25 protein-coding genes are annotated in these 26,764 nt (G+C 41.3%); 9 read left to right on the top strand and 16 right to left on the bottom strand.

Features of this window, described 5'->3' with window-relative positions; translation table 11 throughout:
* Positions 1–49: 49 nt before the first annotated feature.
* From trpS to rpe, 3 genes are read right to left on the bottom strand one after another with little or no spacing between them, the layout of a single operon-like run.
* Positions 50–1,054, bottom strand: coding sequence for a tryptophan--tRNA ligase (gene trpS, locus MTF66_RS32595; RefSeq protein WP_248529744.1), 1,005 nt, complete (start codon positions 1,052–1,054; stop codon positions 50–52).
* A 50-nt stretch (positions 1,055–1,104) separates the two neighbouring features.
* The gene (locus MTF66_RS32590) at positions 1,105–1,770 is read right to left on the bottom strand and encodes a phosphoglycolate phosphatase (RefSeq protein WP_063527519.1); all 666 of its coding nucleotides are present in this window, start codon (positions 1,768–1,770) and stop codon (positions 1,105–1,107) included.
* Positions 1,767–2,453, bottom strand: a complete 687-nt coding sequence (gene rpe / locus MTF66_RS32585; protein WP_248529742.1) for a ribulose-phosphate 3-epimerase — start codon at positions 2,451–2,453, stop codon at positions 1,767–1,769. The genes MTF66_RS32590 and rpe overlap by 4 nt, the downstream gene beginning before the upstream one ends.
* 333 nt (positions 2,454–2,786) lie before the next feature.
* Here rpe and MTF66_RS32580 point away from each other — a divergent pair, with 333 nt between their 5' ends.
* On the top strand, positions 2,787–3,083 hold the full coding sequence (locus MTF66_RS32580) for a hypothetical protein (RefSeq protein ID WP_062565999.1): 297 nt from the start codon (positions 2,787–2,789) through the stop codon (positions 3,081–3,083).
* Positions 3,084–3,088: 5 nt separating this feature from the next.
* Positions 3,089–3,274 carry a DUF2970 domain-containing protein gene (locus MTF66_RS32575; RefSeq protein ID WP_248529741.1) on the top strand — a complete coding sequence of 62 codons (186 nt, stop codon included), beginning with the start codon at positions 3,089–3,091 and terminating at the stop codon, positions 3,272–3,274.
* Here the strand turns inward: MTF66_RS32575 and MTF66_RS32570 are convergent.
* The 9 genes from MTF66_RS32570 to MTF66_RS32530 form a co-directional block, all read right to left on the bottom strand.
* A complete protein-coding gene (locus MTF66_RS32570; protein WP_054563340.1) occupies positions 3,246–4,088 on the bottom strand; it encodes a Dam family site-specific DNA-(adenine-N6)-methyltransferase in 843 nt (280 codons plus the stop codon). The genes MTF66_RS32575 and MTF66_RS32570 overlap by 29 nt on opposite strands.
* Positions 4,089–4,141: 53 nt before the next feature.
* Positions 4,142–5,542 (bottom strand): AAA family ATPase, encoded by a 1,401-nt coding sequence (locus MTF66_RS32565; RefSeq protein WP_248529739.1) that lies wholly within the window; start codon positions 5,540–5,542, stop codon positions 4,142–4,144.
* The gene (aroB, locus tag MTF66_RS32560; protein ID WP_248529737.1) at positions 5,542–6,612 is read right to left on the bottom strand and encodes a 3-dehydroquinate synthase; all 1,071 of its coding nucleotides are present in this window, start codon (positions 6,610–6,612) and stop codon (positions 5,542–5,544) included. Before aroB ends, MTF66_RS32565 begins: the two co-directional genes overlap by 1 nt.
* Positions 6,613–6,639: 27 nt before the next feature.
* Positions 6,640–7,158 carry a shikimate kinase AroK gene (gene aroK / locus MTF66_RS32555; RefSeq protein WP_036973192.1) on the bottom strand — a complete coding sequence of 173 codons (519 nt, stop codon included), beginning with the start codon at positions 7,156–7,158 and terminating at the stop codon, positions 6,640–6,642.
* 179 nt (positions 7,159–7,337) lie between these two features.
* Positions 7,338–9,431 (bottom strand): type IV pilus secretin PilQ, encoded by a 2,094-nt coding sequence (locus tag MTF66_RS32550; RefSeq protein WP_248529736.1) that lies wholly within the window; start codon positions 9,429–9,431, stop codon positions 7,338–7,340.
* Positions 9,418–9,954 (bottom strand): pilus assembly protein PilP, encoded by a 537-nt coding sequence (locus tag MTF66_RS32545; RefSeq protein ID WP_054563337.1) that lies wholly within the window; start codon positions 9,952–9,954, stop codon positions 9,418–9,420. Before MTF66_RS32545 ends, MTF66_RS32550 begins: the two co-directional genes overlap by 14 nt.
* Positions 9,951–10,556 (bottom strand): type 4a pilus biogenesis protein PilO, encoded by a 606-nt coding sequence (locus tag MTF66_RS32540; RefSeq protein WP_054563336.1) that lies wholly within the window; start codon positions 10,554–10,556, stop codon positions 9,951–9,953. The genes MTF66_RS32545 and MTF66_RS32540 overlap by 4 nt, the downstream gene beginning before the upstream one ends.
* Entirely contained in the window at positions 10,546–11,118 is a 573-nt protein-coding gene (locus MTF66_RS32535) for a PilN domain-containing protein (RefSeq protein WP_055021382.1), read from the bottom strand. Before MTF66_RS32535 ends, MTF66_RS32540 begins: the two co-directional genes overlap by 11 nt.
* Positions 11,106–12,185 carry a pilus assembly protein PilM gene (locus tag MTF66_RS32530; protein WP_054563334.1) on the bottom strand — a complete coding sequence of 360 codons (1,080 nt, stop codon included), beginning with the start codon at positions 12,183–12,185 and terminating at the stop codon, positions 11,106–11,108. Before MTF66_RS32530 ends, MTF66_RS32535 begins: the two co-directional genes overlap by 13 nt.
* 132 nt (positions 12,186–12,317) lie before the next feature.
* Between MTF66_RS32530 and MTF66_RS32525 the strand changes: the two genes are divergently transcribed.
* Positions 12,318–14,822, top strand: a complete 2,505-nt coding sequence (locus MTF66_RS32525) for a PBP1A family penicillin-binding protein (RefSeq protein ID WP_248529735.1) — start codon at positions 12,318–12,320, stop codon at positions 14,820–14,822.
* Positions 14,823–14,905: 83 nt separating this feature from the next.
* Here the strand turns inward: MTF66_RS32525 and metL are convergent, their stop codons facing one another.
* Entirely contained in the window at positions 14,906–17,251 is a 2,346-nt protein-coding gene (gene metL, locus MTF66_RS32520) for a bifunctional aspartate kinase/homoserine dehydrogenase II (protein ID WP_248529734.1), read from the bottom strand.
* A gap of 5 nt (positions 17,252–17,256) precedes the next feature.
* The gene (gene metB, locus MTF66_RS32515) at positions 17,257–18,516 is read right to left on the bottom strand and encodes a cystathionine gamma-synthase (protein ID WP_248529733.1); all 1,260 of its coding nucleotides are present in this window, start codon (positions 18,514–18,516) and stop codon (positions 17,257–17,259) included.
* Between the two features lie 224 nt (positions 18,517–18,740).
* Between metB and metJ the strand changes: the two genes are divergently transcribed.
* A complete protein-coding gene (metJ, locus tag MTF66_RS32510) occupies positions 18,741–19,061 on the top strand; it encodes a met regulon transcriptional regulator MetJ (RefSeq protein WP_054563330.1) in 321 nt (106 codons plus the stop codon).
* A gap of 100 nt (positions 19,062–19,161) precedes the next feature.
* Here the strand turns inward: metJ and MTF66_RS32505 are convergent, their stop codons facing one another.
* Entirely contained in the window at positions 19,162–20,403 is a 1,242-nt protein-coding gene (locus tag MTF66_RS32505) for a malic enzyme-like NAD(P)-binding protein (RefSeq protein WP_248529731.1), read from the bottom strand.
* Positions 20,404–21,102: 699 nt separating this feature from the next.
* Complete coding sequence (rpmE, locus tag MTF66_RS32500; protein WP_036973208.1) at positions 21,103–21,318, bottom strand: 50S ribosomal protein L31; 216 nt, start codon at positions 21,316–21,318, stop codon at positions 21,103–21,105.
* Between the two features lie 233 nt (positions 21,319–21,551).
* On the opposite strand from rpmE, the gene priA reads away from it, so the two are divergent.
* The 5 genes from priA to MTF66_RS32475 all read left to right on the top strand — a co-directional run bounded on the left by priA (position 21,552) and on the right by MTF66_RS32475 (position 26,660).
* A complete protein-coding gene (priA, locus tag MTF66_RS32495; RefSeq protein ID WP_248529729.1) occupies positions 21,552–23,732 on the top strand; it encodes a primosomal protein N' in 2,181 nt (726 codons plus the stop codon).
* Between the two features lie 16 nt (positions 23,733–23,748).
* Entirely contained in the window at positions 23,749–24,276 is a 528-nt protein-coding gene (locus MTF66_RS32490; protein WP_054552815.1) for an SPOR domain-containing protein, read from the top strand.
* A gap of 80 nt (positions 24,277–24,356) precedes the next feature.
* Positions 24,357–24,875: an ATP-dependent protease subunit HslV gene (gene hslV, locus MTF66_RS32485; RefSeq protein ID WP_054552816.1), complete on the top strand. Its 519-nt coding sequence runs from the start codon at positions 24,357–24,359 to the stop codon at positions 24,873–24,875.
* An 11-nt stretch (positions 24,876–24,886) separates the two neighbouring features.
* Complete coding sequence (gene hslU / locus MTF66_RS32480; protein ID WP_248529727.1) at positions 24,887–26,215, top strand: HslU--HslV peptidase ATPase subunit; 1,329 nt, start codon at positions 24,887–24,889, stop codon at positions 26,213–26,215.
* A gap of 70 nt (positions 26,216–26,285) precedes the next feature.
* Positions 26,286–26,660, top strand: a complete 375-nt coding sequence (locus MTF66_RS32475) for a gamma-butyrobetaine hydroxylase-like domain-containing protein (RefSeq protein ID WP_248529725.1) — start codon at positions 26,286–26,288, stop codon at positions 26,658–26,660.
* Positions 26,661–26,764 lie beyond the last annotated feature (104 nt).

The following is a 26,764-nucleotide window of genomic DNA, read 5'->3' as shown; positions in this document are numbered from 1 at the left end:
AAAAATACCGCTTTATAGCGGTATTTTTATTTCAATAATTTGTGCAAGCTTACGGGCGAGGAATAAAACCTACCGCATCGTAGACTGCTTTTAATGTTTTTCCAGCGCGAATACTCGCCTTTTCAGCACCTGACTTCATAATGCTATCAAGTAGTGACTGATCTTCGCGAATTTCTTTAAAGCGCGTTTGGATTGGCTCAATCATATTAACGACCGCTGCTGCAGTGTCTTTTTTCAGGTGACCATACATTTTGTCTTCATATTCAGGCACTAAGTCTTCAATTGAGCGCTTAGTTGCGACTGATAATAAAGTAAGTAGGTTTGATACACCTGGTTTTTCTTCACGATCAAAGTAGATACGAGCTTGCTCGTCTGAATCGGTTACTGCTTTCTTCAGTTTCTTTTCAATCTTCTTCGGCTCATCTAATAACATGATGTAACCGTTTGGATTTTCATCTGATTTAGACATTTTCTTGAGCGGATCTTGTAAGCTCATTACACGCGCGCCAAACTCAGGAATGTAAGGCTCAGGTAATTTGAACACGTCACCGTATAGGTTGTTAAAACGTGTTGCAATATCACGTGTTAATTCAAGGTGTTGCTTTTGATCTTCACCCACTGGCACTTGATCTGCTTGGTATAACAAGATGTCTGCAGCTTGCAGTACAGGGTAAGAGAATAAGCCCACATTAACATTATTAGCATGCTTAGAAGACTTATCTTTAAACTGCGTCATACGGTTAAGCTCACCCATTTGCGCGTAACAGTTTAAAACCCAACTAAGCTGTGCATGTTCTGGCACTTGAGATTGTACGAATAACGCAGCTTTCTCAGGGTCGATACCGCATGCAGCATAAAGCGCAATACCGTCCAGCACGCGCGAGCGTAGCTGCTCAGGATCTTGGCGTACAGTAATGGCGTGTAAATCTACTAACATAAAGAAACTTTCGTGGTCTTCCTGTAGCTTAAGCCACTGGTTAATAGCGCCAACATAGTTGCCTATTGTCATACCACCGGTTGGCTGAATGCCACTTAACACTACTGGTTTACTCATGATGTTCCTTTATATTTTTACTAAACTAAAAAGACGAAATTAAAATGCACTTACCTTTGGGTAAGAACGGGTATTATATCTAAGAAATTCTCGCAGAGGTACTCTGGATTGAAATCAGCGAGGTTTTCACCTTGGTTATAGCCATAACCGAGTGCGACAACGTCAACCTTAGCAGCTTTTGCTGCCAAAATATCACTTTTTGAGTCGCCTATCATAACCGCTTTGGCTGGGCTGACATCTAATTGCTGACAAGCAAATAGTAAAGGCTCAGGTGATGGTTTCTTTGCCATATCATCACCACATACAATCAACTGAAAATGACTAGTCAGTGAAAGCTTATCAAGTAACTTTTCGGTAAAACGACGTGCCTTATTGGTGATCACCACTTTAGGAATACCAGCAAGTGCAGCAAGCCCAGTTTCTACATGTTGATAAAGCGCACTGTAGTCACCTACAACTTGGTCATAGTGCTGATAAAACAAATTAATTGCACGCTCAGCAAGGGCTTCATCTAAATGCTCACTGATTTGCATATCGCCACTCAAACCACGCTTTACAAGTGTTTCTATGCCATTACCTACCCAGCTCTCAACTAGCTTTTGTGTAACAACCGGAAATGCGAGGTCAGTTAGAGTCAGATTCATCGCAATGTATAAATCGTAAACACTGTCGACTAAGGTGCCATCTAAATCGAAAAATGCCGCATCGTATTTCATGACTCAACCTTTGCAAGCTCGCTGCGCATCGCATCGATAACAGCTTTGTAATCTGGTTGATTGAAAATCGCTGAGCCTGAAACAAACATATCAGCGCCCGCTTCTGCAATTTCAGCAATGTTATCAACACCAACGCCACCATCAACTTCTAAACGAATATTGCGACCTGAGGCATCTATAATTTTACGCGCTTGACGAAGCTTTTCGAGGGTATGAGGAATAAAGCTTTGGCCGCCAAAGCCTGGGTTAACCGACATTAATAGCACTACATCAACTTTATCGAGCACGTGCTCAAGGTAGCTAAGGCTGGTTGCAGGATTAAATACAAGCCCTGCTTGGCAACCACTGTCTTTTATAAGTTGCAAGGTACGGTCAATATGTTCGCTAGCTTCTGGATGAAAGCTAATAATAGAAGCGCCTGCTTCAGCAAAGTCGGGAATTAGGCGATCGACAGGCTTAACCATAAGATGCACATCTATCGGGGCTGTAATACCGTAATCGCGCAGTGCTTTACAAATCATTGGGCCAAAGGTTAGGTTTGGCACATAATGGTTATCCATCACATCAAAATGTACAACATCTGCCCCACTTGCGAGTACACGATCAACATCTTCACCTAAACGGGCAAAGTCAGCTGATAAAATAGAAGGGGCTATTAAATACTTTTGTAATGTTTCCAACATGAGAGATTCCATCATAATTTGCGACTGCAAGAAGAGCGCATAATGTAACTCAATCGACAGCTGATTAAAACACCACAGCTAACTGTTAAAACGCTATTACTCAAGGCTAATCCTTTTAGCTTATTGAATTAATGTAAATTTAATCAAAAATTGAACAATCGTTCTATTCAGCTGCTTGCATAAATGCATTTAAATGAAACAAATTATAAACATAAAATTTACTTTAAAAGACTAATTTTATTAAATTTTTATTTAATTCAGCCGTAATTAAGTTTGTTATTTGAGCAATTGTTATGTATGCTTGTCTAAATAACACAAACAAGGGTTATTCTCATGCGTGCTTTTAAAATAGGGATCTTAATCGCGTCCGCACTTACGGTTGCTGCGTTTGTATCTTTTTCATCTGCTGATGAAGACGACTTTTTAGCAGCGGCGTCTGGCTGCTCATGCAATACGCTTAACGTATCATCATCTTCTGCTCAATGTATGAAAGCAGAACAAGAAACAGGATGGTTTTCTTGGTTAACGGGTGATAGCCGCAGCGCTCAGTTCCATTATCTTGATTTACTTGAGTTATTAACAAGTAGTGAAGAGTCAAAGAAAGTTAGCGGTTTAGGTTCTAAGTTCTAAATCGCATGAACAAATTCATTAGTGCATTACAAAGTGTCTTTGCGGCATTTTTTGGTGTGCAATCAGAAAGTAAGCGTCAAGCTGACTTTAAAGAGCATTCGCTCAGTACTATTATCGTCATTGCCCTCGTTTTATTCAGCCTGTTTGTAGCAGCGATTTATTTCACCGTTTCTTTGGTGCTAAATACATAGCCATTAGCTCATTCACTTTATTGCGTGAACCGCCCTTCGGGCTAATCGTGCGCTTTACCTGAATTTCATCCAGTGATGCTTGGCTGTAGATCTTACGAGTCCACACCGTATCGTGGTTAGAAATAAGTACCGGCGTGTTATTTTCGAATGCAGCCTGCTCAGCTAAATTCGCCAAGTTAGCTTGATCATCTAAATTGAAACCGCCTTTAGCGTAAGAAGTAAATGAAGCTGTTTTACTCAAAGGCACATAAGGTGGATCGCAATACACAACCGCATTATTAGGAATAAGCTTAAAGACTTCGTCATAACCTAAACACGTAAAGGTGGCTTGCTGGGCTTTTTCAGCAAAGAAGTGCATTTCTTTTTCAGGAAAATACGGGCGCTTATATTTACCAAAAGGAACGTTAAAAATACCTTTAAGATTGTAGCGGCACAAACCGTTATAACCATGACGATTCATGTATAAAAATAAAATCGCGCGCTCATACACATCACTGCTCTGATTAAACTGAACACGGTACTCATAATAGGCTTCAGGATGGTTATTGAGCTCTACAAATAGTTTTTTTGCATCGCTAATAAATTCGTCAGGCGTACGCTTTAGCTCGGTGTACAGGTTGATCAGATCAGCATTAATATCATTTAAAATATAATGCTTAAAATCAGTATTGAGAAATACAGAGCCAGCACCAACGAAAGGTTCAACTAAGGTGTCAGCATCCATACTCGCTTGCTTTAAGCGGGTACGAATATCTTCAACTAGGCTGTATTTTCCACCCGCCCATTTAAGGAAGGCTCTGGTCTTTTGCTGCATCTGCTCTTTACTTCAATTCGGTGTTGCGCGATTTTACACTAATCAGTTTTAATTTACTGATTTAGTGAAGCGATTTCTTGTTTAATTTTACTTATTTTTTTATAGAACGGCTGATTTTTACGCACATTATCAGAAAGTGTTGTTACGCCCTTCTTAGCATCATTCAGTGTGGCATAACTGCCATAAGTGACAATCCACCACGGCTTACCGCTCCGTAAGCTTTGGTAAGTATTTACCTGCCCTTGCAAGCCATTTTCATTAATAAACTTATCACTGATCTCTTGCTTAGTGACCGCTAGTAATTGGATTACAAAATTGTCGTCTGGCTGAGACAAATACCACGCATTCCCTGCTAATGGCTGCTCTGCTTCAATTGCAGACTCAGCTTGCTCAGCATCGCTGATAATGGCTGCTACAACTTCATCTGTCGTTGGTTGCTCAGTCTCTTGTATAACTGGCTCTACTGGCAAAAGGCTATTAACAATCGCAGCCACGTTATTGTTATGGTTTTCATTTTCAGGTTTTTTATTGTCAGAGCTATCAACTGGCATCTCGGCAGCCTGAGTCGTGTTGTCATCATTATTAGTAGCAACTGGCTGCTGAACTTGAGGCTCATCTTGAGCTTGCTCTGTAACGAGCTCTTTACTCTCTACAGGGCCATTAACTACTGCTTCTGCAGGTAATGCCGTTGCCACAGAGCTTGTTGTATCTTGTTGGTAATGTGCTTTCCACCACTCGGTCATATCAGCTTTATATAAAAAGCCAATGATCAGCAGCATGGTTGTGATTAAGAGCAAAATTAAATAAAGCAGTTTATAGCTTTTCTCGGGTGCGCGAATATCCGCAGTTTGCTGTTCTGGTTGCCATGCAAGTAATAAGGCTGGGTTACCATGGGCTTCTTGTAAAAAGGTGCGAAAAACTGGGTCTTCTTCAACTGGCAGGTTGTCGAAAAACCAACGCATAAGTTGCTTACTTTCGCTCAAGTTAAGCGCTTCAAGGTGAATTTCGACCGCTTGGCTAAACTGGCCGACCGATTGTGATGCAATTAGTATGTATAACGTGCTCGGGCTTTGCTTGGCAATAATTTCTAATTGCTGAATTAACTCTTCAGATAAATGACGTCCTCCATCAATCACCCATAAACAATCACCACAAGGCTGTTGCTTGTAGAGTTGATAGAAGTTTTCAGACAAACTTAAAGAATGATCAATTAGCGGGTTGCTAAAGCTTTGTTCTAACAGTTCAGTCATAAACTGTTGGTCGGTCATTTTTCCAGACAACTGAACAAACGCTTTATTAAAGTCGAGGTATTTATCAGTAATGAAGGTTTCTAATAAATAGCTTTTACCAAGGCCTGACGGGCCAAGTAAGCAAATTAGATTTTGCCCATATTCAAACTGCAGAGCGATTCGATCAACTAGCGCAGCACGGCTAGGCAATATTTGCGATTGCATTAGCGCGCTATTAAATCACAAACCTGCTGATCAGTAACATCACTTACCAGCGCACATTGACCAAATTGGGTAGGAAGAATAAAGCGAATCGTGCCTTTTTTGTTTTTCTTATCTTTACGCATATGCGTTAAAAACTGCTCGCTTGTCATTTCTGCAGGAATATCGACTGGTAAATCATACTCAGCAATCAATTTAACAATGCGTTCAACTTCTGCAGCAGTTAAGTCATCACGGGTATTTGCAAGGCGTGCTGCCAGCACCATACCTGCGGCAACGGCTTCGCCGTGTAGCCAATTACCGTAACCCATTTGTGCTTCGATAGCATGACCAAAGGTATGCCCTAGGTTAAGTAAAGCGCGTAGACCTGCTTCTTTTTCATCTTGCGCAACAATCAAGGCTTTGATTTCACAACAACGGTAAATCACATGCTGCAATGTTTGCTCATCAAGTGATTTAAGATTAGCGATATTTTGCTCTAGGTAAGCAAATAGCTCTGTGTCGTAAATGAGGCCGTATTTAATTACTTCAGCCATACCTGCTGCGAATTCACGCTCAGGTAAAGTATGCAACGATTGCGTATCGATAAATACTGCTTGTGGTTGGTAAAACGCACCAATCATGTTTTTACCAAGTGGATGGTTTACTGCCGTTTTGCCACCAACCGATGAATCCACTTGCGAAAGCAAGGTAGTTGGTACTTGAATAAAAGGCACGCCACGTTGATAACATGCAGCAACAAAACCAGTTAAGTCACCTACAACACCGCCACCTAAGGCAATAAGGCAAGTATCACGACCACAGTTATGTTCAAGTAAGAACGCCGATATCTTTTCAAACCACTCAAGTGATTTATATTGTTCGCCATCAGGGATGGTAAAAGATAACGGGTTAAGATCAGCCAACGACGTCATTACATCATCAAGATATAAAGGTGCAATGGTGTCGTTGGTGATAATGATAGGTCGACAATCGCCGATGTGCTCGCGTAGCCGACCAGTCTCTTTAAGAGCAGATTGACCAATATAAATAGGATAACTTCGCTCGTCCAAATTAACTGTTAATTCAAGCATAGCTAGTTTCCTTTTTATTATTGGTTTTTAAAAATCTAATTTCTCGATGATTTGATTAGCAACAACTTTCGCGCTTTGCTCATCAGTGCGGACAACAAAATCAGCAACTTCTTTGTATAACGGTTCGCGTTCTTCAGCTAAGCGTTCTAATACATCACGCGGTGCTTCTTCTGTTTGCAATAATGGGCGACGCTTGTCGCGCTGCGTGCGTGCAACTTGCTTTTCGATTGGTGTCTCTAGGTATACAACGATACCGCGAGCAGATAGCTTGTTACGCACTTCTTTACTGATCACAGAACCACCACCAGTTGCAAGAACAATACCTTGCATCTCAGTTAGGTCTGAAATTACAGTTTCTTCACGAAGTCGAAAGCCCTCTTCACCCTCAAGATCGAATACCCAAGCAATGTCTGCTCCAGTACGACGCTCGATCTCTTGATCTGAATCGAAAAATTCAAGGTGTAATTGGTCAGCAATGTGACGACCAATTGTGCTTTTGCCAGCCCCCATAGGGCCCACTAGAAATATATTACGTTTCTCAGCCATATCTTTTTAGTACAAACGAACTCTAAAATTTGAAATAAAACCCCGCCTAACGACCTGGCCCCAAAATTAAGGAGGGGATTATCTCAGTAATTGCTTGGGTATTTCAAGTCAATTAGCATAAAAAGCTAGATAACGAGCAATTAAACATGCTAATTGCTCGTTGCTTAAGAAAAAATCACTTAATCGATTTGAATTTTTGGTGTTACAAAGATTAACAGCTCTTTCTTCTCGTTAAATTCACTCGTACTTTTGAACAATACGCCTAAGTAAGGAATATCGCCTAACAGAGGTACTTTCTTAGTTGAGTTAACGATTTGCTGTTGGAAGATACCACCAAGCACCACAGTTTGGCCGTTTTCTACTAATACCTGAGTTTGAATTTCTTGGGTATTAATTGCTACAGCAGAACCTGTTGGTGTTTGTACTGTATCACCACGCGTATCTTGTGTGATAACGAGATCTAAAATCACTTTGTTATCAGGGGTGATATGTGGCGTTACTTCTAAGCTCAATACTGCTTTTTTAAAGGTTACTGTAGTTGCACCACTTGATGCTGCTTCAACGTAAGGGATCTCAGTACCTTGCTCAATACGGGCTTTTTGTTGGTTAGCCGTCGTAATACGAGGACTTGCGATAATCTCACCACGGTTTTCTTCTTCAAGGGCACTTAGCTCTAAATCTAATATTGTGCCGTTAGCTAATTTAGCTACTTGAACACCAATACTACCCGCAGGGCTAGAAACCGGTAAGTTAACATTTAAGCGGTCAGAAATACTTGGGATATTATCGTAAGAGCCAGCACCAAACATGCCACCAGCGCCCTCTAATGTGCCAGAGATAGCACCGTCGCTACCTACATCGCTGATACCCCAGCGCACACCTAAGTCTTCTTGCACATTATCATTCACTGTTACCATACGTGATTCAATCACCACTTGCTTAACAGGAATATCTAAAGTTTCTACCATACGGCGCACGCTTTCGATGCTTTTCGCTGTATCTTTGATAAGTAAGGTATTAGTACGTTTATCAACAGACACACTGCCTCGCGCAGAAATAATGCTGTTGGTATCTGTTTTCAATAAGTCAGCAAACTCTTCTGCTTTAGCATAGTTAAGGCGGATATATTCACTGTAAAGTGGCTCTAAATCCTCAACTTGCTGTTTTGCCTTAAGCTCTTTTGCTTCACGTGCGGCAAGTTCTTCTGATGGTGCAACCATCAAAATAGTACCGTCCATGCGCTTATCAAGACCTTTAATTTTAAGCACAACATCAAGTGCCTGATCCCAAGGAACTCCATCTAAACGCAATGTGATATTACCTGTAACTGAGTCACTGGTTACTAAGTTAAACTCGTTATAGCCTGCAATAATCTGTAGCACAGAGCGAATTGGAATATCTTGGAAATTAAGGCTCATTGGGCGACCTTGATATTCAATACCGCCTTCGAGGTAGGCACGCTGTGTATCATCTTTTTCAACAGTTAGCGTAAAGATATTTTCAATTTGTTGGTGAGTAAACTTAAATGCTGCATTTGGCTCAACCACAATGCGCGTCATATTACCTTCTTTGAAGGTTTCGATGTTACTTACAACCGTACCAAAATCCATCACATCTAATTGATACAATAAGTCGTCTAAAATATCAGTGTGGTGGAACTCAGCAATAATTTTGCCGCCACTCTCATGAACATCAATTGCTGCTTGCGTATCTTGTAAAAAAACTAACAGGCGAGCTTCGCCTTTCTCACCACGGCGAAAATCAATCGACTGTACTGTATTAATAAAGTTGCTAGACGCTGTCAGTCCATTCGCTGAATCATCCGTTGCGATTGGGTTATCTGAAACATGCAAAGTAACGATATTGTCTTTCGCCATTGTTTTATAAATTTTTAGCTTATCTAACGTTACAACAACTTTTAAACCGTCTGCGGTCAAAGTACTGGTTACATGCTGAATACCTGCTTGGTTAACAGGCACATCACGTACTTCATTATCAACACCTACATTACTGAAAAGCATTTCAATACGAGCTGGGGCGTTATATACCTGAACTTTAGGTTCAAATGTTAGCGCTTCATCAAATACTAGCTGTAATTGTGTTTCACCTTTCATTAGCGGGTTATAACGTACGTCATACAGTAAAGGGGCAGCGATTGCTGTCTGCGTCAAAATTAAGGCTAATGCAGCTAACATGAATTTATGCATGTGTTTTAACCAAGCCATTCCTTTATGCATCTTCTTTTTACCTTTCATAAGATTAACTTGCACCATTTGTTTCCGCCTCTAACATTTCTAGCTTAGTCAGGCGCTCTTTCCAACAACCAGCCCCATCCGGGATTAATTCTAATAATTCTATATAATTGTCGTGCACTTGTTTAATTTCACCGTGATACAAACCAATATAATTACCTACAGTAACTCGATAAAGCGTATCGTCTGCAGCTTTTATCAGCGCCCACGTATTACCAACACGGCCAATAGTTCCTTGCATAACAAGGTTATCTAGCGGGTACTTTTCAAGTGGTTGACGAACACGATCAGGGTCTGGGTGTAAGCAGTTTTTAACTTGCACTAAATTGCTCTGAATAATTTCCGGTTTAGGCGCCACAAATGGACTACGTAATTTTCCGGCATTATAAGCAAAGTGCTCGAATTTAGTGATCTCAGGAATCGGCTCAACTTTAGGTGTTGTACTTGCTTTAACTTGATCAATAAACTCTTTTTGTTCTGAAGTATCATCATTACACGCGCTAAGTACAAGTGTCATCGCAATAATTAAGGGAAGCTTTTTCATTTTTTAGTGCCCCCTTCATAACGATAAGTCTTAGCAACAACACTAAAAGTGAGTTCATTATTGCCGAGAGTTTGAATAGTAAAGTCATGCAAACTTACAATTCGCGGTAACTGAGCAACTTTACCAACAAATTCACCAAATTCATGGTACGTCCCGACGACTTCTATTTTAATTGGCAGCTCTGTATAAAACTCTTTTTCAACTTCAGGTAACCAGCCAATTTTCAAAAACGTCAAACCACTAGTAGTGCCAACGTAAGATAAGTCGTCTAACAAACCCGGTGTCTCGTTCGAGGTTGGTAAGCGCTTTAATAGCTGCGAGAACTTATCTTCCATCTCAACCATTTGCTGGCGATAAATCTCTAAATTACTCGCAATAGCATATTTTGCTTTGTATGTTTGGCGTAGCTCAGTTTCTTTGGCTACGGCACTGTGATAACTGGCGATTTCGTCAGAAACTAATAAGCTGTAACTAAAGTATAAAACCAGCGCAGCCACAAACGCACAGCACAGAGCTTTAACAGCAATAGGCCAATCGCCCATGTTTTCAAGCTCAATTTCATTCCAATCTATGTCTGTTAACGCTTTGATATCAAGGTTCATTGCGTGCCTCACCTATCTGATCAAATGGTTTAACGTAAAAATCCATATTAAAGTCACTCAATAATCTTGAGGTTTGTTCACCTGCGACAATACCTTGCATAATAGGTCGTTCTAATAAATATGAGCTCTGAACTTGACGCAGCATGGTAGATAAACGGTTATTTGATTCACTGCGACCAATTACATGAATGCGGTCATCACGACGTTCAAGTTTCGTTAAATAAACCCCAGCAGGAACAATCTTGGCGACTTCATCCATGATTTGTGTACCTAGGTTACGGTTACTTTGTAGCTCTTCGATTAGACGCATACGCTGTTGTAAGTTTTCTTTTTTCTTATCAAGTTCGTTAATTTCACGGATACGTTGGTTCAATAAAGCTATTTCTGTATTCAAAAAGTTATTTTTTACATTTTGCCCATCGCGTAATCCGCCATAAAAAGAGCTGAGTAAATACATACTTAAGAAGCTAATAACAACAACACCAAACAACACAGTGACGAACTTATTTTGTGAGTCTTTTCTTTGTTGTTCGCGCCAAGGCAGCAGATTTATATGTGGCATGATGAAAAGCTCCTTAATGCCAATCCTGTGGCTATCGCAAATTGAGTGCGGTGACGCTGCAGCATATTGCGATCAATCTTTGGCGAAATTTCAATGTTAGCAAATGGTTCAGCAACAACAGTGTGAATGCCTAGCTCTTCAATTAGGAGCCTATCTAAGCCTTCGATCATAGCTGTGCCGCCAGTCAGAACAATGTAATCAACTTGATCTTTACCACTGGTTGTTAAGAACATCTGCACTGCTCGACGAACTTGTTGTAACAATGAAGTTTGGAATGGGGCTAAAACTTCGAAGGTATAATTTGGTGGTAAGTCACCTGTAGTTTTACCAATTTCAGCTTCATCAAAGCTTTTGTTGTAATACGCAACAATGCTATTGGTATACTGGTCGCCACCAAATACTTGGTCACGGGTGTAAATTGTTTCACCTTCTTGTACAACGCTAACCAGCATCAGCACAGCACCAATATCAACCACAGCGACACATTTATTGTATGCATCACTAGGTAATTGTTGATAATACACATCCATTGCTCGACTTAGCGCATAAGTTTCTACATCGACAACCGCAGCTTTTAAATTGGCTGTTTCAAGAGCACCAACTCGCGCTTGCACACTTTCAGTTCGCGCAGCAGAGAGAAGAACATTCACTTTACTTGGATCAGCTTCATTGATGGCAAGTTTTTCAAAATCGATATTTACTTCATCAAGTGGATATGGGATTAAACTATCAGCTTCGATGGCAATTTGTGACTCTAATTCAGCATCTGTTAATGATACATCCATAAAAATCACTTTCGTAATTACAGTTTGACCTGAAACAGCTACTGCTGCGGTTTGCACTGATTTAGGAATTTTTCTTTTTAGTTTAGCGATAACATTACCTATCGCTTCTATGTCTTGAATAGAACGCTCAGACATAGCGCCTTTAGGCATAGGTTCAATAGCTAACGCTTCAAGCCGCAAACCTGCGTCTGTCTCTTGCAACAACACTGCTTTTATACAGTGCGATCCGATGTCGATTCCTACCATCATAGATGAAGGCTTTTTAAATAGCTGACTTAGCATGTTTGCAACTTGGCCTTTGTTTTAATAATAAACAAGTTATAATTTTTATCTGAAAAAATATTATTCATTTTTTAATCAATATATACTAGCAGTCTCCGATTCTAATTGGGAGTCCATTTAGGGAAAATATAAGTGATTTTATTAAAGCGAACTTTACAATTTATTATCATCTGCTCATTTTTAGGACTAATCACTTTAGTTGGTCTATACTATTACGTTAAACCTGATATTCCTAGCGTACAGGTTCTAAAAGACGTTCAATTACAGACACCTATGCAGGTATTCTCACGTGATGGATTATTGATTAACCAATTCGGTGAAAAACGCCGCATTCCCGTTACAATAGATCAAATCCCCCAACCATTAATCGATGCAATTTTAGCAACAGAAGATAACCGTTTTTACGAGCATATCGGTATCGATCCAATTGGTATCGTACGTTCAGCCATTGTACTCATATCTACAGGCGAAAAGAAACAAGGCGCAAGTACTATAACCATGCAGCTTGCCCGTAACTTCTTCTTAACTAGAGAAAAAGCATACATTCGTAAGGTCAAAGAGATCTTCATCGCTTTACATATCGAAAGTATATTAACTAAAGACGAAATCCTCGAATTATATTTAAATAAAATTGAATTAGGTAACCGCGCTTTTGGTATTGGTGCAGCAGCACAAGTTTACTACGGCAAAGACCTCAATGAGCTTAATTTAGCGCAAATGGCGATGATCGCTGGCTTACCTAAGGCCCCTTCAGCCCTTAACCCTATTCGCAACCCTGTACGCGCAAAGGCACGTCGCAACGTTGTACTAGGCCGTATGTATACCGAAAAGTATATTACACAGGGTGAATACGAAGAGGCTATCAATGCGCCAATTACAGCTAAATTCCATGGTGCAGAAATTGAAGTATATGCCCCTTATATCTCTGAGATGGTGCGTGCTGAAATGGTTGAACGCTATGGTCATGAGCGTGCTTACAATACTGGTTTCAAAGTTTACACCAGTGTTGATTCAAATATTCAGCAAGCTGCACAAGATGCCATTGTTGATAACCTACACGCTTACGACATGCGTCATGGCTACCGTGGTGCGACGGCTCAGTTATGGGACAGTGAAAACGAAAGTCCACTTAGCCAAGAAGAGATCTTATCTAAATTAAAAGATGTCAAAGAGTTTGGTCCACTATTAGCTGGTGTTGTGACGAATGTTGCTGAGCAGTCAATCAATGTATTATTAAAAAGCGGCGAACAAGTGACGGTTGAGTGGGATGGTCTAAAATGGGCACGCAAATATATTACCCGTTACCGTCAAAGTTTCGCACCAAAAACGGCTACTGAAATTTTATCAGCGGGAGCGCAAATTTGGCTTCGTAAAAATGCAGATGAAAGCTACATTCTTAGCCAAGTGCCAGAAGCATCTAGCGCTCTTGTTTCACTCGACCCACAAGATGGTCGTATTAAAGCCATTGTCGGTGGTTACAGCTTTGAACAAAGCCAATACAATCGCGCAGTTCAAGCAAAGCGCCAAGTTGGTTCAAACATCAAGCCATTTATTTATTCAGCAGCACTTGAAAACGGCTACACACTCGCTTCAATTCTTAACGATGCACCAATTAATCAATGGGATAAAAGCCAAGGTGTGGCATGGCGACCTAAGAACAGCCCTGCTGTTTATAATGGCCCAATCCGTATTCGCCGTGCACTCGCTCAATCGAAAAACGTAATTTCTGTGCGTCTGTTACGGGGTGTTGGCCTTGAACGCACTGCAGATCACTTACTTAAGTTTGGCTTTTCAAATAGCGATATTAATCGTAGCGAGTCATTAGCCCTAGGTAGTGCCTCAATCACTCCTCTTGAACTAGCTCGCGGGATGAGTACTTTCGCCAATGGCGGCCACTTAATTACCCCTTACTTTATTTCTGAAATTCAGGATTCTGCTGGTAACGTGTTATTCAAAACAGAGCCTGAACTTGCCTGTGATGAGCCTGAGCAAGTTGTTACACCAGAGTTTGCATCATTAGATGATAACCAATTGGATCAAGCACAAAGTGTGAGCACGCCACGTTGTGCTCCGCGTATCATTTCAAAGCAAAATGCATTCTTAATTTCACAAGCTATGCATAGCGCAATTTGGGGTGGTGGCAGCTGGACTCACAAAACAGGCTGGAGTGGAACAGGCTGGCGTGCACAGGCGCTTGACCGTCGTGATCTAGCAGGTAAAACAGGTACCACCAATGACTCGGTTGATACGTGGTTCAGTGGCTTTAACCGCAATGTGATGACCTCGGTATGGGTTGGTTTTGATAACCCAGGAAAAGCCCTTGGCCGCTCGACCTACAATAGTAACCTTGATAAGTCACAAATCTCTGGTGCAGAATCTGGTGCTAAAACCGCGCAACCTGCATGGGTCGACTTTATGCGTGCAGCCCTTGATGGCATGCCTGAATCACCTATTGAGCCTCCTGAAGGTTTGGTATCGGTTCGTATCGACTTAGCAACAGGTCTTTTAAGCCATAAGAATGACTATACCAGTCGTTTTGAGTACTTCATTAAAGGAACAGCACCAACCAAGTACGTACTTGATCAACCAACAGACGTATTTGAAGAAAAGCTCAGCACAGAGGAAGAGTTGTTCTAAATAAGTGAATTGCTATTTTGAAACAATAAAAAAGCGCCCTTGGGGCGCTTTTTGCTTAGCTATTTAAACTAAGATCAGCAAAATTACTTTAGGTTATTTACCAGCCAATATAGGTCTGAGTGCACCCCAGCGGCAGTGACTTCTTTACCCGCTCCCGGGCCTTGGATCACTAATGCATTATCTGTATACCACTGCGAATTGATCACAAAGATGTTATCGCCCGGTTTAAGGCTTGCTAATACATCATCTTTGCCAACATTGACTAAACCAACTTGAGCCTGAATCTTACCATCAACGAGTGTGATAGCACCGGTGTAGCGCACCACTTTGTCTTCTGCCGCAGCTTGGGCTGCTTTTTCTGTCATAAATTCATCGAGTAGCTGTTTGTTTGCAAGAAAATCTTGCCAGCTTCCTACTGCAAGCTGTTCAGGCATCAGAGGTGTTAAAGCAATATCATCTAGCTCTAAATCAAGGCCTAGATCACGCGCTAAAATTAGCAGTTTACGCTGCATATCACGGCCAGATAAATCTTCACGAGGATCTGGCTCTGTATAGCCCATTTGCTGAGCTTGAAGCACTAAATCTGAAAACGGCACGCTACCATCGTAACTGCTACATAACCACGATAAAGTACCCGAGAATACCCCTTCAATACGGTTAATACTGTCACCACTATTTTGTAAATCAGCTAAAGCAAAGTTAATCGGTAAACCTGCGCCCACACTGGTGTTATAACGCCACAACAAGTTTCGCTCAGCCAAATTAGTGCGTAGGTTTTTATACCAGCTATGCGCGGCAGTACCCGCATATTTGTTTGCACTGATCAAATGACAGTTAAGCTCTACAAAATCAGGATACAACTGACTAAAAGCCTCACTGGCAGTGATATCAATCACCACTTTGTGCTCATAATCTAGCTCATTGATACGTGCTAATAATTCAGCTTTATCGTAGCTTTGCGCTTCATTGTGCCACTGCTCTTGCCATGTTTCGGTATTTAAACCACTGGCACTAAAAAGCATTTGTTTAGAGCGAAAAAGAGCTACTACTTTTACTTTGTACTGAGCAGATAAACGAGCAAACTGAGCTTGTAGTTGCGATAAGAACATTTCGCCTACATTACCTAGGCCAGCAACAATAATAGCCAGCTCTTGACCTTTGTTTACCAGCTTGTCATGTAGAAGGGTTAAAACATCACTATCAATTGCCTGATCGTTTAAGATCAACACATAGTTATCGTCTTGTTGTACAAAACGCGGATGAATGCTTTGCTCTTTTAAAAGCGCTGTTGCTTGCTCTGTCAACGCAATTACATCAGCCGTCGGTGCAACCACTGCACAACCACTTAAATTAGACTCGACAATATTTGCACGGCCCGCTAAATGGCTGACAACTTGGTGAGTGCTTTGACCTGGCACTAACAAGTAAGTATCGCCATCTTTAGTAAAGTGGTGCAGGCTGTGTTGAATTAACTGACTAAGTTCACCAACTTCACCACCGCTTAGTTTATCAACCCGTAATAAATCGATGTTATTTAAAGTAGTAATAAAACGCTTTGCTTTACTGTAGCCTTCTTTTACTACTTCGGTTGGCGTTGCATCACAATCAAAACTACTTCTTACCACCAATTTAATTTCTGTGTCTTTTAACGGCGACAAGGTTTTTGCATGCAATACTGGGTTACCCAAACGCGCTAATAAGTTAGCTTGCTCGCGGCACACCTTGGCATACTTAACTGCATTTTTAACTTTACGAGGGTCTGTACTAAATACACCTTGTGTGTCTGTCCAGATAGACACTTGCTTAGCAAAAGTATAACTCGCTAACAAGGTGGCACTGTAATCACTGCCATTGCGGCCTAATGTCACCGTATTACCTTGGCAATCTGCAGCTATAAAACCCGTTACTACGTTGATATGCGTTCTGCTAATCGCATCACTGCATTGCTGTTGGTTTTTTTGATGTAAAAGCTGACCATCATTTAGAGTAAACAGCTGTCTTGCATCAACATCTTGCGCATCAACACCTAACTGATTTAGGTAAGCGGCCAATAACCGCGCCGACCACACTTCACCATGAGCAAGTAAAGGTGCTTCAAGTAACTGATGCTGACTAATTAATTCATTTAATACGGCAAGTTCATCTTTTAACTGTGCCAAGGCCTGTTGTTTATTCTGACCTGTAAGTAGCTGCTCAATTAAAGCCCGTTGATTGTTATCAATAAGCAATAGAATATCGCTAACAGCCTGGCTATCTTGCTGCTGGTAACTTTGCCAAAGCTTTACTAGGGTATCGGTTGTTTTACCCGATGCCGACACAACTACGCAATCGCCCTGCTCAGTATTCGCAAGAACGATGTTCGCTACCGCATGGTAACGATCTGCCGAGCTTAAGCTTGAACCACCAAATTTATGAACAATATTTACCATTTCTTCTACCACAATGCCGTATGTGCTGGCGTTAACTTAAATGACGCGTTTTGCTGTGTATCTTGCTGTGTTTGCTTAGCTTCAGCGTTTGTAACTTGCTGGCCTTGACCTGGTTTTACTAAATTGAAAACACGGTCTAAATCTGCAATGAGATCTTTTACGTCTTCAATACCTACAGAAATACGGATCAGCGTATCGCCCACACCGGCTTCAAGGCGCGCTTTAGGCTCCATTCCTGCGTGGGTCATTGTTGCAGGGTGACAAATCAAGCTTTCTACCCCACCTAGCGACTCAGCAAGGCTAAAATCTTTAAGACTAGTTAAAAACGCAGCAGCATCGTTAATGTCGCCTTTAATATCAAAGCTCACCATGCCACCAAAACCACGTTGCTGTGCTTTAGCAAGCTCATGTTGTGGGTGAGAAGCAAGGCCTGGGTAGTAAACTTGGCTTACATAAGGTGAACTTTCTAAATACTCAGCAATGGCAAAGGCATTTTCTTGGTGCTGCTTTAGGCGTACATTTAAAGTACGTAAACCACGAAGCGTTAAGTAGCTGTCAAATGGTGCACCAGTAATACCGATATTATTCGCCCACCAAGCAAGCTCATCGCCTAGCTCTTGCGTTGCAGCAATCACTGCACCGCCCACTACATCAGAGTGACCATTGATGTATTTAGTGGTTGAGTGCACAACAATATCAACACCAAACTCAATTGGGTTTTGTAATGCAGGTGATAAGAAGGTGTTGTCAGCCGCAACCAAAGCACCGCACTGCTTAGCAATGCTCGTGATTGCTTTAATATCTGTTAAACGCAAGATTGGATTACTTGGCGTTTCAATCCAAATCAACTTAGGTTTAATCGTTAAAATTTCTTGGAGATTTTCAGTTTTAGTTAAATCCAAAACTTTTAGTTTTAACAGGCCACGTTTTTCAAGCGAGGTGAATAAACGGTAACTACCGCCATAACAGTCATGTGGGATCACTAACGTATCGTCACTGTTTAATAGCTGAGTGGCTAAATGCACTGCAGACATACCTGTTGCAGTTATAATACCTCTAGCACCACCTTCAAGCTCTGCTAAGGTTTCAGCTAAGATATCGCGATTTGGATTACCGCTGCGACCATAGTCATACTGGCGCTTAGTATCAAAATCAGCAAACGAATAGGTGGTTGATAAGTAAATTGGTGGTACAACCGCACCATGATGTTTATCGGCTTCGATGCCGTGACGAACAGCAATCGTCGCTTTATTTTTTTCGCTCATTTCATCACCTATTCTTAAGTTGGATGTTTAGACGTCTAAAAGGTTAGATGATCAAATATGAGAAGTCAAAGCATTTATGGCTTACACATAGAAGTTTATACATTTACACCACTAGATGGCTAAATAACTAGTATTTGACTATCTTTTTTAAAGAGATAGAATTTCCGCATCTTGCGCTGTGAATAAGGCGTAAATCACTGACAACCGAGGCAACGAAACAACTTATGGCTAAATGGAACGGTGAATACATTCACCCATATGCAGAACACGGTAAAAAATCAGAACAAGTAAAAAAGATTACCGTATCGATCCCACTCAACGTATTAAAAGTATTAACTGACGAGCGTACACGCCGCCAGATCAATAACCTGCGTCATGCGACGAACAGTGAGTTATTGTGTGAAGCTTTCTTACATGCTTTTACAGGTCAACCATTACCAAATGATGACGACCTACGTAAAGACAACCCTGAAAAGGTACCTGAAGAAGTTAAAAAAATTATGCAAGAAATGGGATTAGATATCCCAGTGCTTGATTCAGAATAAGTATTTCGGCCATCGGATCACCGCCGATAATCGCAGATATAAAAAAACTCAGCCTAGGCTGAGTTTTTTATTGCGCGATATACCTAATAGCTAATTAAGCTTAACGCATGTAATCTTCTGGCATGTCGATTTGCGCCACACCCGACTCAACTGCTGCTTCAGCAACAGCACGTGCAATACGTGGTAATAAACGCGGGTCCATTGGCTTAGGAATGATGTACTCAGCACCAAACTCAAGTGACTCAACACCAGCCGCTTTTAATACTTCACTTGGTACAGGCTCTTTCGCGATACCACGAATCGCGTGAACTGCAGCAATTTTCATTTCATCATTAATTGCCGTTGCACGAACATCTAACGCACCACGGAAAATAAATGGGAAACAAAGCACGTTATTTACTTGGTTAGGGAAATCAGAACGACCCGTTGCCATAATTAAATCGTTACGTGCACTGTGTGCAACTTCTGGAGCAATCTCAGGATCTGGGTTTGAGCACGCAAACACGACAGGCTTATCTGCCATCAGTTTAAGATCATCTGCTGCTAATAGGTTAGGACCTGATACACCAACAAATACATCAGCATCAGCAATTACATCTTGTAGTGTGCGCTTGTCAGTATTGTTAGCAAATAATTGCTTATACTCGTTTAAGTCATCACGACGTGTATGGATCACACCTTTACGGTCAAGCATATAGATATGCTCACGTAGTGCGCCACACTTAATTAAAAGCTCCATACAAGCAACAGCAGCAGCACCGGCACCTAAACATACAATGATAGCATCTTCGATGTCTTTACCTTGCACTTCAAGGGCATTAAGCATACCAGCAGCAGTAACAATAGCTGTACCATGCTGGTCATCGTGGAAAACTGGAATATCACAACGCTCGATAAGTGCTTTTTCGATTTCAAAACACTCTGGCGCTTTAATATCTTCTAGGTTGATTCCACCAAAGGTATCAGCGATGTTAGCAACCGTATTAATGAAATCTTCTGTTGTGCGGTGTTTAACTTCAATATCAATTGAATCAAGGCCAGCAAAACGTTTGAATAGTAAGGCTTTACCTTCCATTACAGGTTTAGATGCAAGCGGACCTAGATTACCTAAACCTAAAATTGCGGTACCGTTTGAAATAACCGCAACCATGTTACCTTTACCTGTGTACTTATAGGCATTTGCTGGATCAGCAGCAATTTCGCGGACCGGTTCAGCCACACCTGGGCTATAAGCTAAAGCGAGATCGTTAACCGTTTCCGCTGGTTTAGTTAGTTCAACACTAATTTTACCTGGAACGGGGTGAGCGTGGTAATGTAATGCTTGTTCACGAAAATCTGACATAACGCGATAGTATCCTGCAAAAAGTTAAAAAGTGAGAGAGCTTGCATCAGTACGATACCTGTAATGTATAAAAATTCCAAGTATTATCAGGTCTATCCTGTTATATGCTATATCGCTTAATTTTAAAGGATTTCCCAACAATTTCTGCGCATAGTTGCGATTAATCAGACATTAAAATTCACCTATTTATGACCTTTTAAGCACGTGTTTTTGTATTTTATACGCACGAACACTGCAAATAGCCGAAATTAGCCCAAAATAGCCATTTCAACGAAGTTCACAGCATTTACTCACAAAGTTATTTAAATTTATTATTTCTAATAACTTTTAGATACCAATACGCTTAATTAAGTAGTCTATTTTGAGGCAATGAAACCTTGTTGATAGCAAGGCAAAAATTTCGTTATTTAGTTGTGTTCTAAATCAGAAATTTTTAACGCAGGTAGCGACAGGTTTAATCCCTCAAAATGATTAAGTATTATTGCGGATTGGTATACTCATTTATACAAAAGAGAATATAGCCAAGGGGTGGCGCTTTGTCTGCAAAATTAGCGACATAATGGGCATAACAACCAGAAATAGTTATGCAAGATACATAAGTGAAGATGATAAGTAAGTGGCAGTGTTAATAATGAGTTTTGTGAATTTTAGGCATAAAAAAAGCACCCTAAGGTGCTTTTTTTAACTAAACAGCAGAGATTACTTCTTGCTGCTAAGTGCACCGAAGCGCTTGTTGAAACGATCAACACGGCCGCCAGTGTCTAAAATCTTTTGCTTACCAGTGTAAAACGGGTGACACTCAGAACATACGTCTAAGTGGATGTCTTTACAAAGAGTTGAGCTAGTTTCGAATTTGTTACCACATGAACAAGTTGCAGTGATAGCTTCGTACTTAGGGTGAATACCTTCTTTCATAGGGAACCTCTAGTTAAGGCCGTATCGCTCTCCAAACCCGAAGTCTGGCACCATACGCAGTTAATACAATTAATAGGCCGCGTATTTTATAGCTCAAGTGACCTTGCGACAAGCTTTAAATGCATCTTTCGCTAAAAAAATAATCAAGTGGGCTGTTGTTCAGTATTTGTTGGTAGGTTTTTAACAGTAATTTTAGTACATTATCTTTCTATCTTTGTTTCAGTTGAGTTGTTATGCACTTTGTAGAAGTTGCCATAAAAGTCCCTTTACAGCGTACCTTCGATTATAAAGTTGAACAGCTGCTGCATAGCCCTGAGTTAAAGCCAGGTATGCGCGTTCGCGTACCATTTGGTAGTCAAAAAAAGGTTGCCGTGGTCTTGGCTCTTAAAACATCAACCGATGTTCCTGCTGACAAAATCAAGCCGATTATTGATGTTATAGACGACACGCCAGTTTTATCTGAGCAACATTTAGCATTACTCAAATTCACAGCACGCTACTACTGTTACCCATTGGGCGAGACCATTCATACCGCACTTCCGGCTGCATTAAGGCAAGGCGAATGCCCAGATAAAACCAGCATTAACATGGTTGAGCTGACCGATAAAGGTGCAAAGCTGCCGTCGCTGAAAGCAAAAACCCAGTTAAGTTTATTAAAACAGCTAGCTGAATCAGGCAAATCATCGGTTACAGAATTAAAAGCACTCGGGTTTACCAAAAAAACCATCGACAGTCTGCTCGATAAAGAACTGATCACTCAGTTTATTGAACATGATAACCAATGGCAGCAACGCGCGCCGACTGTTGGTAGCAAGCCGGTGCTTAATAAAGAGCAAGCTGTTGCCTGCACCAGCATTAACCAAGCTCGTGGCTTTACCAGCTTTTTGCTTGAAGGAGTTACCGGAAGTGGTAAAACCGAAGTGTATTTGCAATGCCTAGAAGAAGTGCTAAAAAAAGGTCAGCAAGCCTTAGTATTAGTGCCTGAAATTGGCTTAACACCACAAACCGTTAATCGTTTTCGTCGTCGCTTTCCTGATACACCAATTATGCTATGGCACTCAGCACTGACAGATAACGAACGCTTACAGACCTGGCGTTTTTGTGAAAAAGGCAGCTGCGCTATAGTGATCGGCACACGTTCGAGTATTTTCTTACCCTTTTTATCTCTTGGCATGATCATCGTTGATGAAGAGCACGACAGCTCGTTTAAACAACAAGATACACTACGCTATCATGCTAGAGATTTAGCCGCTTATAGGGCATACCAGCATAATATTCCTCTGGTTTTAGGTAGTGCCACACCAGCACTTGAGACCTTACATAAAGCAATTAATAACAAATATCATCTGTTGAGCCTCACTGAACGCGCCCAAACCAGTACTGATAACCAGTTCCAATTAATGGATATGAAAGGTCAGCCTGAGCAAGCAGGGATTGCCCATGCCAGCCTTGCCTATATGCGCCAGCATTTAGAACGTGGTAAGCAAGTGATGGTGTTTTTAAACCGTCGCGGTTTTTCGCCTACCCTTATATGCCATGAGTGCGGTTGGCTAAGTGAGTGCTCACGTTGCAGCACCAGTGCAACCTTTCATAAAGCCATTGGCCAGATGATTTGTCACCACTGTGGTGAACAACATCAGGTGCCCCATCAATGCCCCGATTGCGGCAGCACGCAGATTTTTCCAAATGGCAAAGGCACTGAACAAATCGAAGAGTTTTTAACACAAACCTTCCCTGACATTCCGATTAGTCGTATCGACCGAGATTCAACTCGTCGTAAAGGCAGCTTAGAAAAAGCCCTTGATGATATTAATCAGGGCGGTGCGCGCATCTTAGTTGGCACGCAAATGTTGGCAAAAGGCCACCACTTTGCCGATGTTAGCCTTGTTTTAATCCTAGATGTCGACAGTGGATTATATTCTTGTGACTTTCGTGCCACAGAGCATTTAGCGCAACTTGTTACGCAAGTGGCAGGCCGTGCTGGTCGCAGTGGTGAACCTGGGCAAGTATTATTGCAAACTCACTTTCCTGAGCACCCGCTACTGCAAGACTTAGTTAATAATGGTTACCAAGATTTTGCCCGTTACGCACTGACAGAGCGAGAAGACGCGCAGCTTCCGCCAATCACAAATATGGCTATGGTTCGTGCCGAAGGACATAACATAAATCAAGTGATGGATTTTTTAACTGATTTGGTTCCTGTCCAGAACGTATCTGGTATACAATTGCTCGGTCCGATACCTGCACCACTGGAACGTGTAGCAGGTAAATATCGCTTTCAGTTACATATTCAGGCGCAGGAACGCTCCCACTTACACCAATATTTAGCGCAAATGGTCGACTATATAAGTACCAGTAAATTAGCGCAAAAGGTGCGTTGGAGCTTAGATGTTGATCCTATAGATATGATTTAAAGGCCAATTAAGAGTCATGGCACAACACGATTACATAAATAAAAAACCAGCAAATCGAAATAATAAAAAACAAGCCCCGGCGAAAAAGCCCTTCCCTATTATTCTTGTTTTAATTGCGCTTATCTTAGTAGGCGGGTTTGGTTACGGCCTATGGTATATCAAGCATAATGCTGATCCTGAGTTAGTAGAGCAGCAAGCAAACCCGACTAAAAAAGAAGAAGTAGTTATTCCACCACCTAAGACACCTGAATTTATCAAAGAGATTAAAGAGCACGAAGTTCAGGTTGAAGTAAAAGAGATTGAACAAAAAGGTCCATATGTAATGCAATGCGGCTCTTTTAGAACATTAGAGCAAGCACAAACATTAAAAGCTAAAATCGCTTTTGCCGGCTTAGTGGCCGAAGTTAAGAAAACACAAGGCAGCAATGGTATTTGGTATAAAGTGCGCTTAGGCCCATACGAAACCAAACGTTTAGCCGAAAGTGACAAGAATAAACTTAAACGCATCAAGATAATGGGCTGCGGAATTTGGCTTTGGACTTGATTTTAGTTCATTCACCCATATAAACACCTCATCAATCGCTTTTTACGAGCGGCCTTGCCGCTCGATGATGAGGAATAATCATGACCACTATTGTAAGTGTACGCCGCGACGACAAGGTCGTTATTGGTGGCGACGGCCAAGTTTCACTTGGTAACACCGTAATGAAGGGCAATGCCCGCAAAGTTCGACGTCTTTATAATGGCAAAGTAATCGCTGGTTTCGCTGGCGGTACTGCTGATGCCTTCACCCTTTTCGAACGATTTGAAAGCAAACTAGAAATGCACCAAGGCAACTTAACCAAAGCTGCCGTAGAAATGGCCAAAGATTGGCGTAGTGATCGCGCACTTAGAAAGCTCGAAGCACTATTAGCAGTTGCAGACGAAACTGCTTCATTAATTATCACAGGTAACGGTGATGTTGTGCAGCCAGAAAACGACCTAATTGCGATTGGCAGTGGTGGTAACTTCGCGCAATCAGCAGCCACAGCGCTACTAGAAAACACCGACCTAAGTGCACGTGACATTGTAGAGAAAAGCCTTACTATTGCAGGCAACATCTGCGTATTCACGAATAATTTCCAAACTATTGAAGAATTGTAATAGGAACTGCCATGTCTGAGATGACGCCAAGAGAAATCGTTCACGAGCTTGATCAACATATTATTGGCCAAGCTAAAGCTAAAAAAGCAGTTTCAATCGCGCTACGTAACCGCTGGCGCCGTATGCAACTGAGCGATGATTTACGTAGTGAAGTAACACCAAAAAACATTTTAATGATTGGCCCAACAGGTGTGGGTAAAACTGAAATTGCTCGCCGCCTAGCCAAACTTGCTAATGCGCCTTTTATTAAAGTTGAAGCAACAAAATTCACCGAAGTGGGCTATGTTGGTAAAGAAGTTGAAACGATCATTCGTGATTTAGTTGATATCTCAATTAAAATGACGCGTGAAGAGCAAACCAAAAAATTCAAACATCGCGCTGAAGAAGCGGCAGAAGAGCGTATTTTAGATGCCCTTTTACCACCAGCACGCGATACCTTTGGTGAGTCAAAAACAGAAGAGAATTCTTCTACTCGTCAATCTTTCCGTAAAAAATTACGTGAAGGTCAGTTAGACGATAAAGAAATTGATATCGATGTTGCACAAGCTCAGCCAAATGTTGAGATCATGGCTCCTCCTGGTATGGAAGAAATGACCAACCAGCTTCAGAGCATGTTCCAAAACATGGGTGGCGATAAGCGCAGCAACCGTAAGCTAAAAATCAAAGAAGCGTTTAAGCTATTAGTTGAAGAAGAAGCAGCAAAACTTGTTAACCCTGAAGAGTTAAAAGAGCAAGCTATCTTCGCGGTAGAACAAAACGGTATCGTGTTTATCGATGAGATCGATAAAATCTGTAAACGTGGTGAAGCGTCTGGCCCAGATGTTAGCCGCGAAGGTGTACAGCGCGACTTACTACCACTAATCGAAGGTTCAACAGTAAGCACTAAACATGGCATGGTTAAAACTGACCACATGTTGTTTATCGCATCTGGCGCATTCCAAATGTCTAAACCATCAGACATGATCCCAGAGCTGCAAGGTCGTTTACCAATTCGCGTTGAGCTTGAAGCACTAAGTGCTGATGACTTTAAACGTATCTTAACTGAGCCCCATGCTTCGTTAACTGAGCAACAACGTGAGCTGTTAAAAACAGAGCAAGTTGACGTTGAGTTTACTGATGATGCCCTTGAACGTATCGCGAAAGCGGCTTGGCAAGTAAATGAGAAAACTGAAAACATTGGTGCCCGTCGCTTGCACACAGTGATGGAAAAACTAATGGAAGAAATTTCATTTGATGCCTCAGAAAAAGCAGGTTCAACACTAACAATTGATGCCAATTACGTTGAGCAGCATTTAGGTGCACTTGTTGAAGATGAAGACTTAAGTCGCTTCATTCTTTAATCAACAAATTAGCGTTATAATCAAAAGCCTCCAGTTGGAGGCTTTTTAGTTTATATAAGGTAAGGCTCACATGAAAGAAGTCACTAAAGTGCATTATCACAGCATTAGCAAAGTATTAGATGTTCATTTTGATGATCAGACTATTGCTCAATTTAGTGCTGAATTTTTGCGTGTTCACTCACCTTCTGCTGAAGTACAAGGTCATGGCAATGAACCAATGAAACTCGTACTTGGTAAGCAACAAGTAGGAATTAGCAAAATTGAGCCGGTTGGTCATTATGCGATTCGACTGGTGTTTAGCGATAATCATAATAGCGGTTTATTCAGCTGGCACTATTTAAGTGAGCTGCAAGCTAACCATGATGAGCTTTGGCAGCAATACCAAACAAGAGTCTCTGAACACGAAGCAAGCAAAGACAGCGTGCCTATTAAGTTTGTGCCTTAATACCAACCCGCAATAATACTTAATCATTTTGAGGGATTAAACCTGTCGCTAACTGCTTTAAAAATTTCTCATTTAGAACAACTAAATAACGAAATTTTTGCCTT

The sequence above is a fragment of the Pseudoalteromonas sp. 2CM39R genome, from assembly GCF_023161845.1.
The sequence above is the reverse complement of the archived record's forward strand: the minus strand, read 5'-3'. Positions and strand labels throughout refer to the sequence as shown.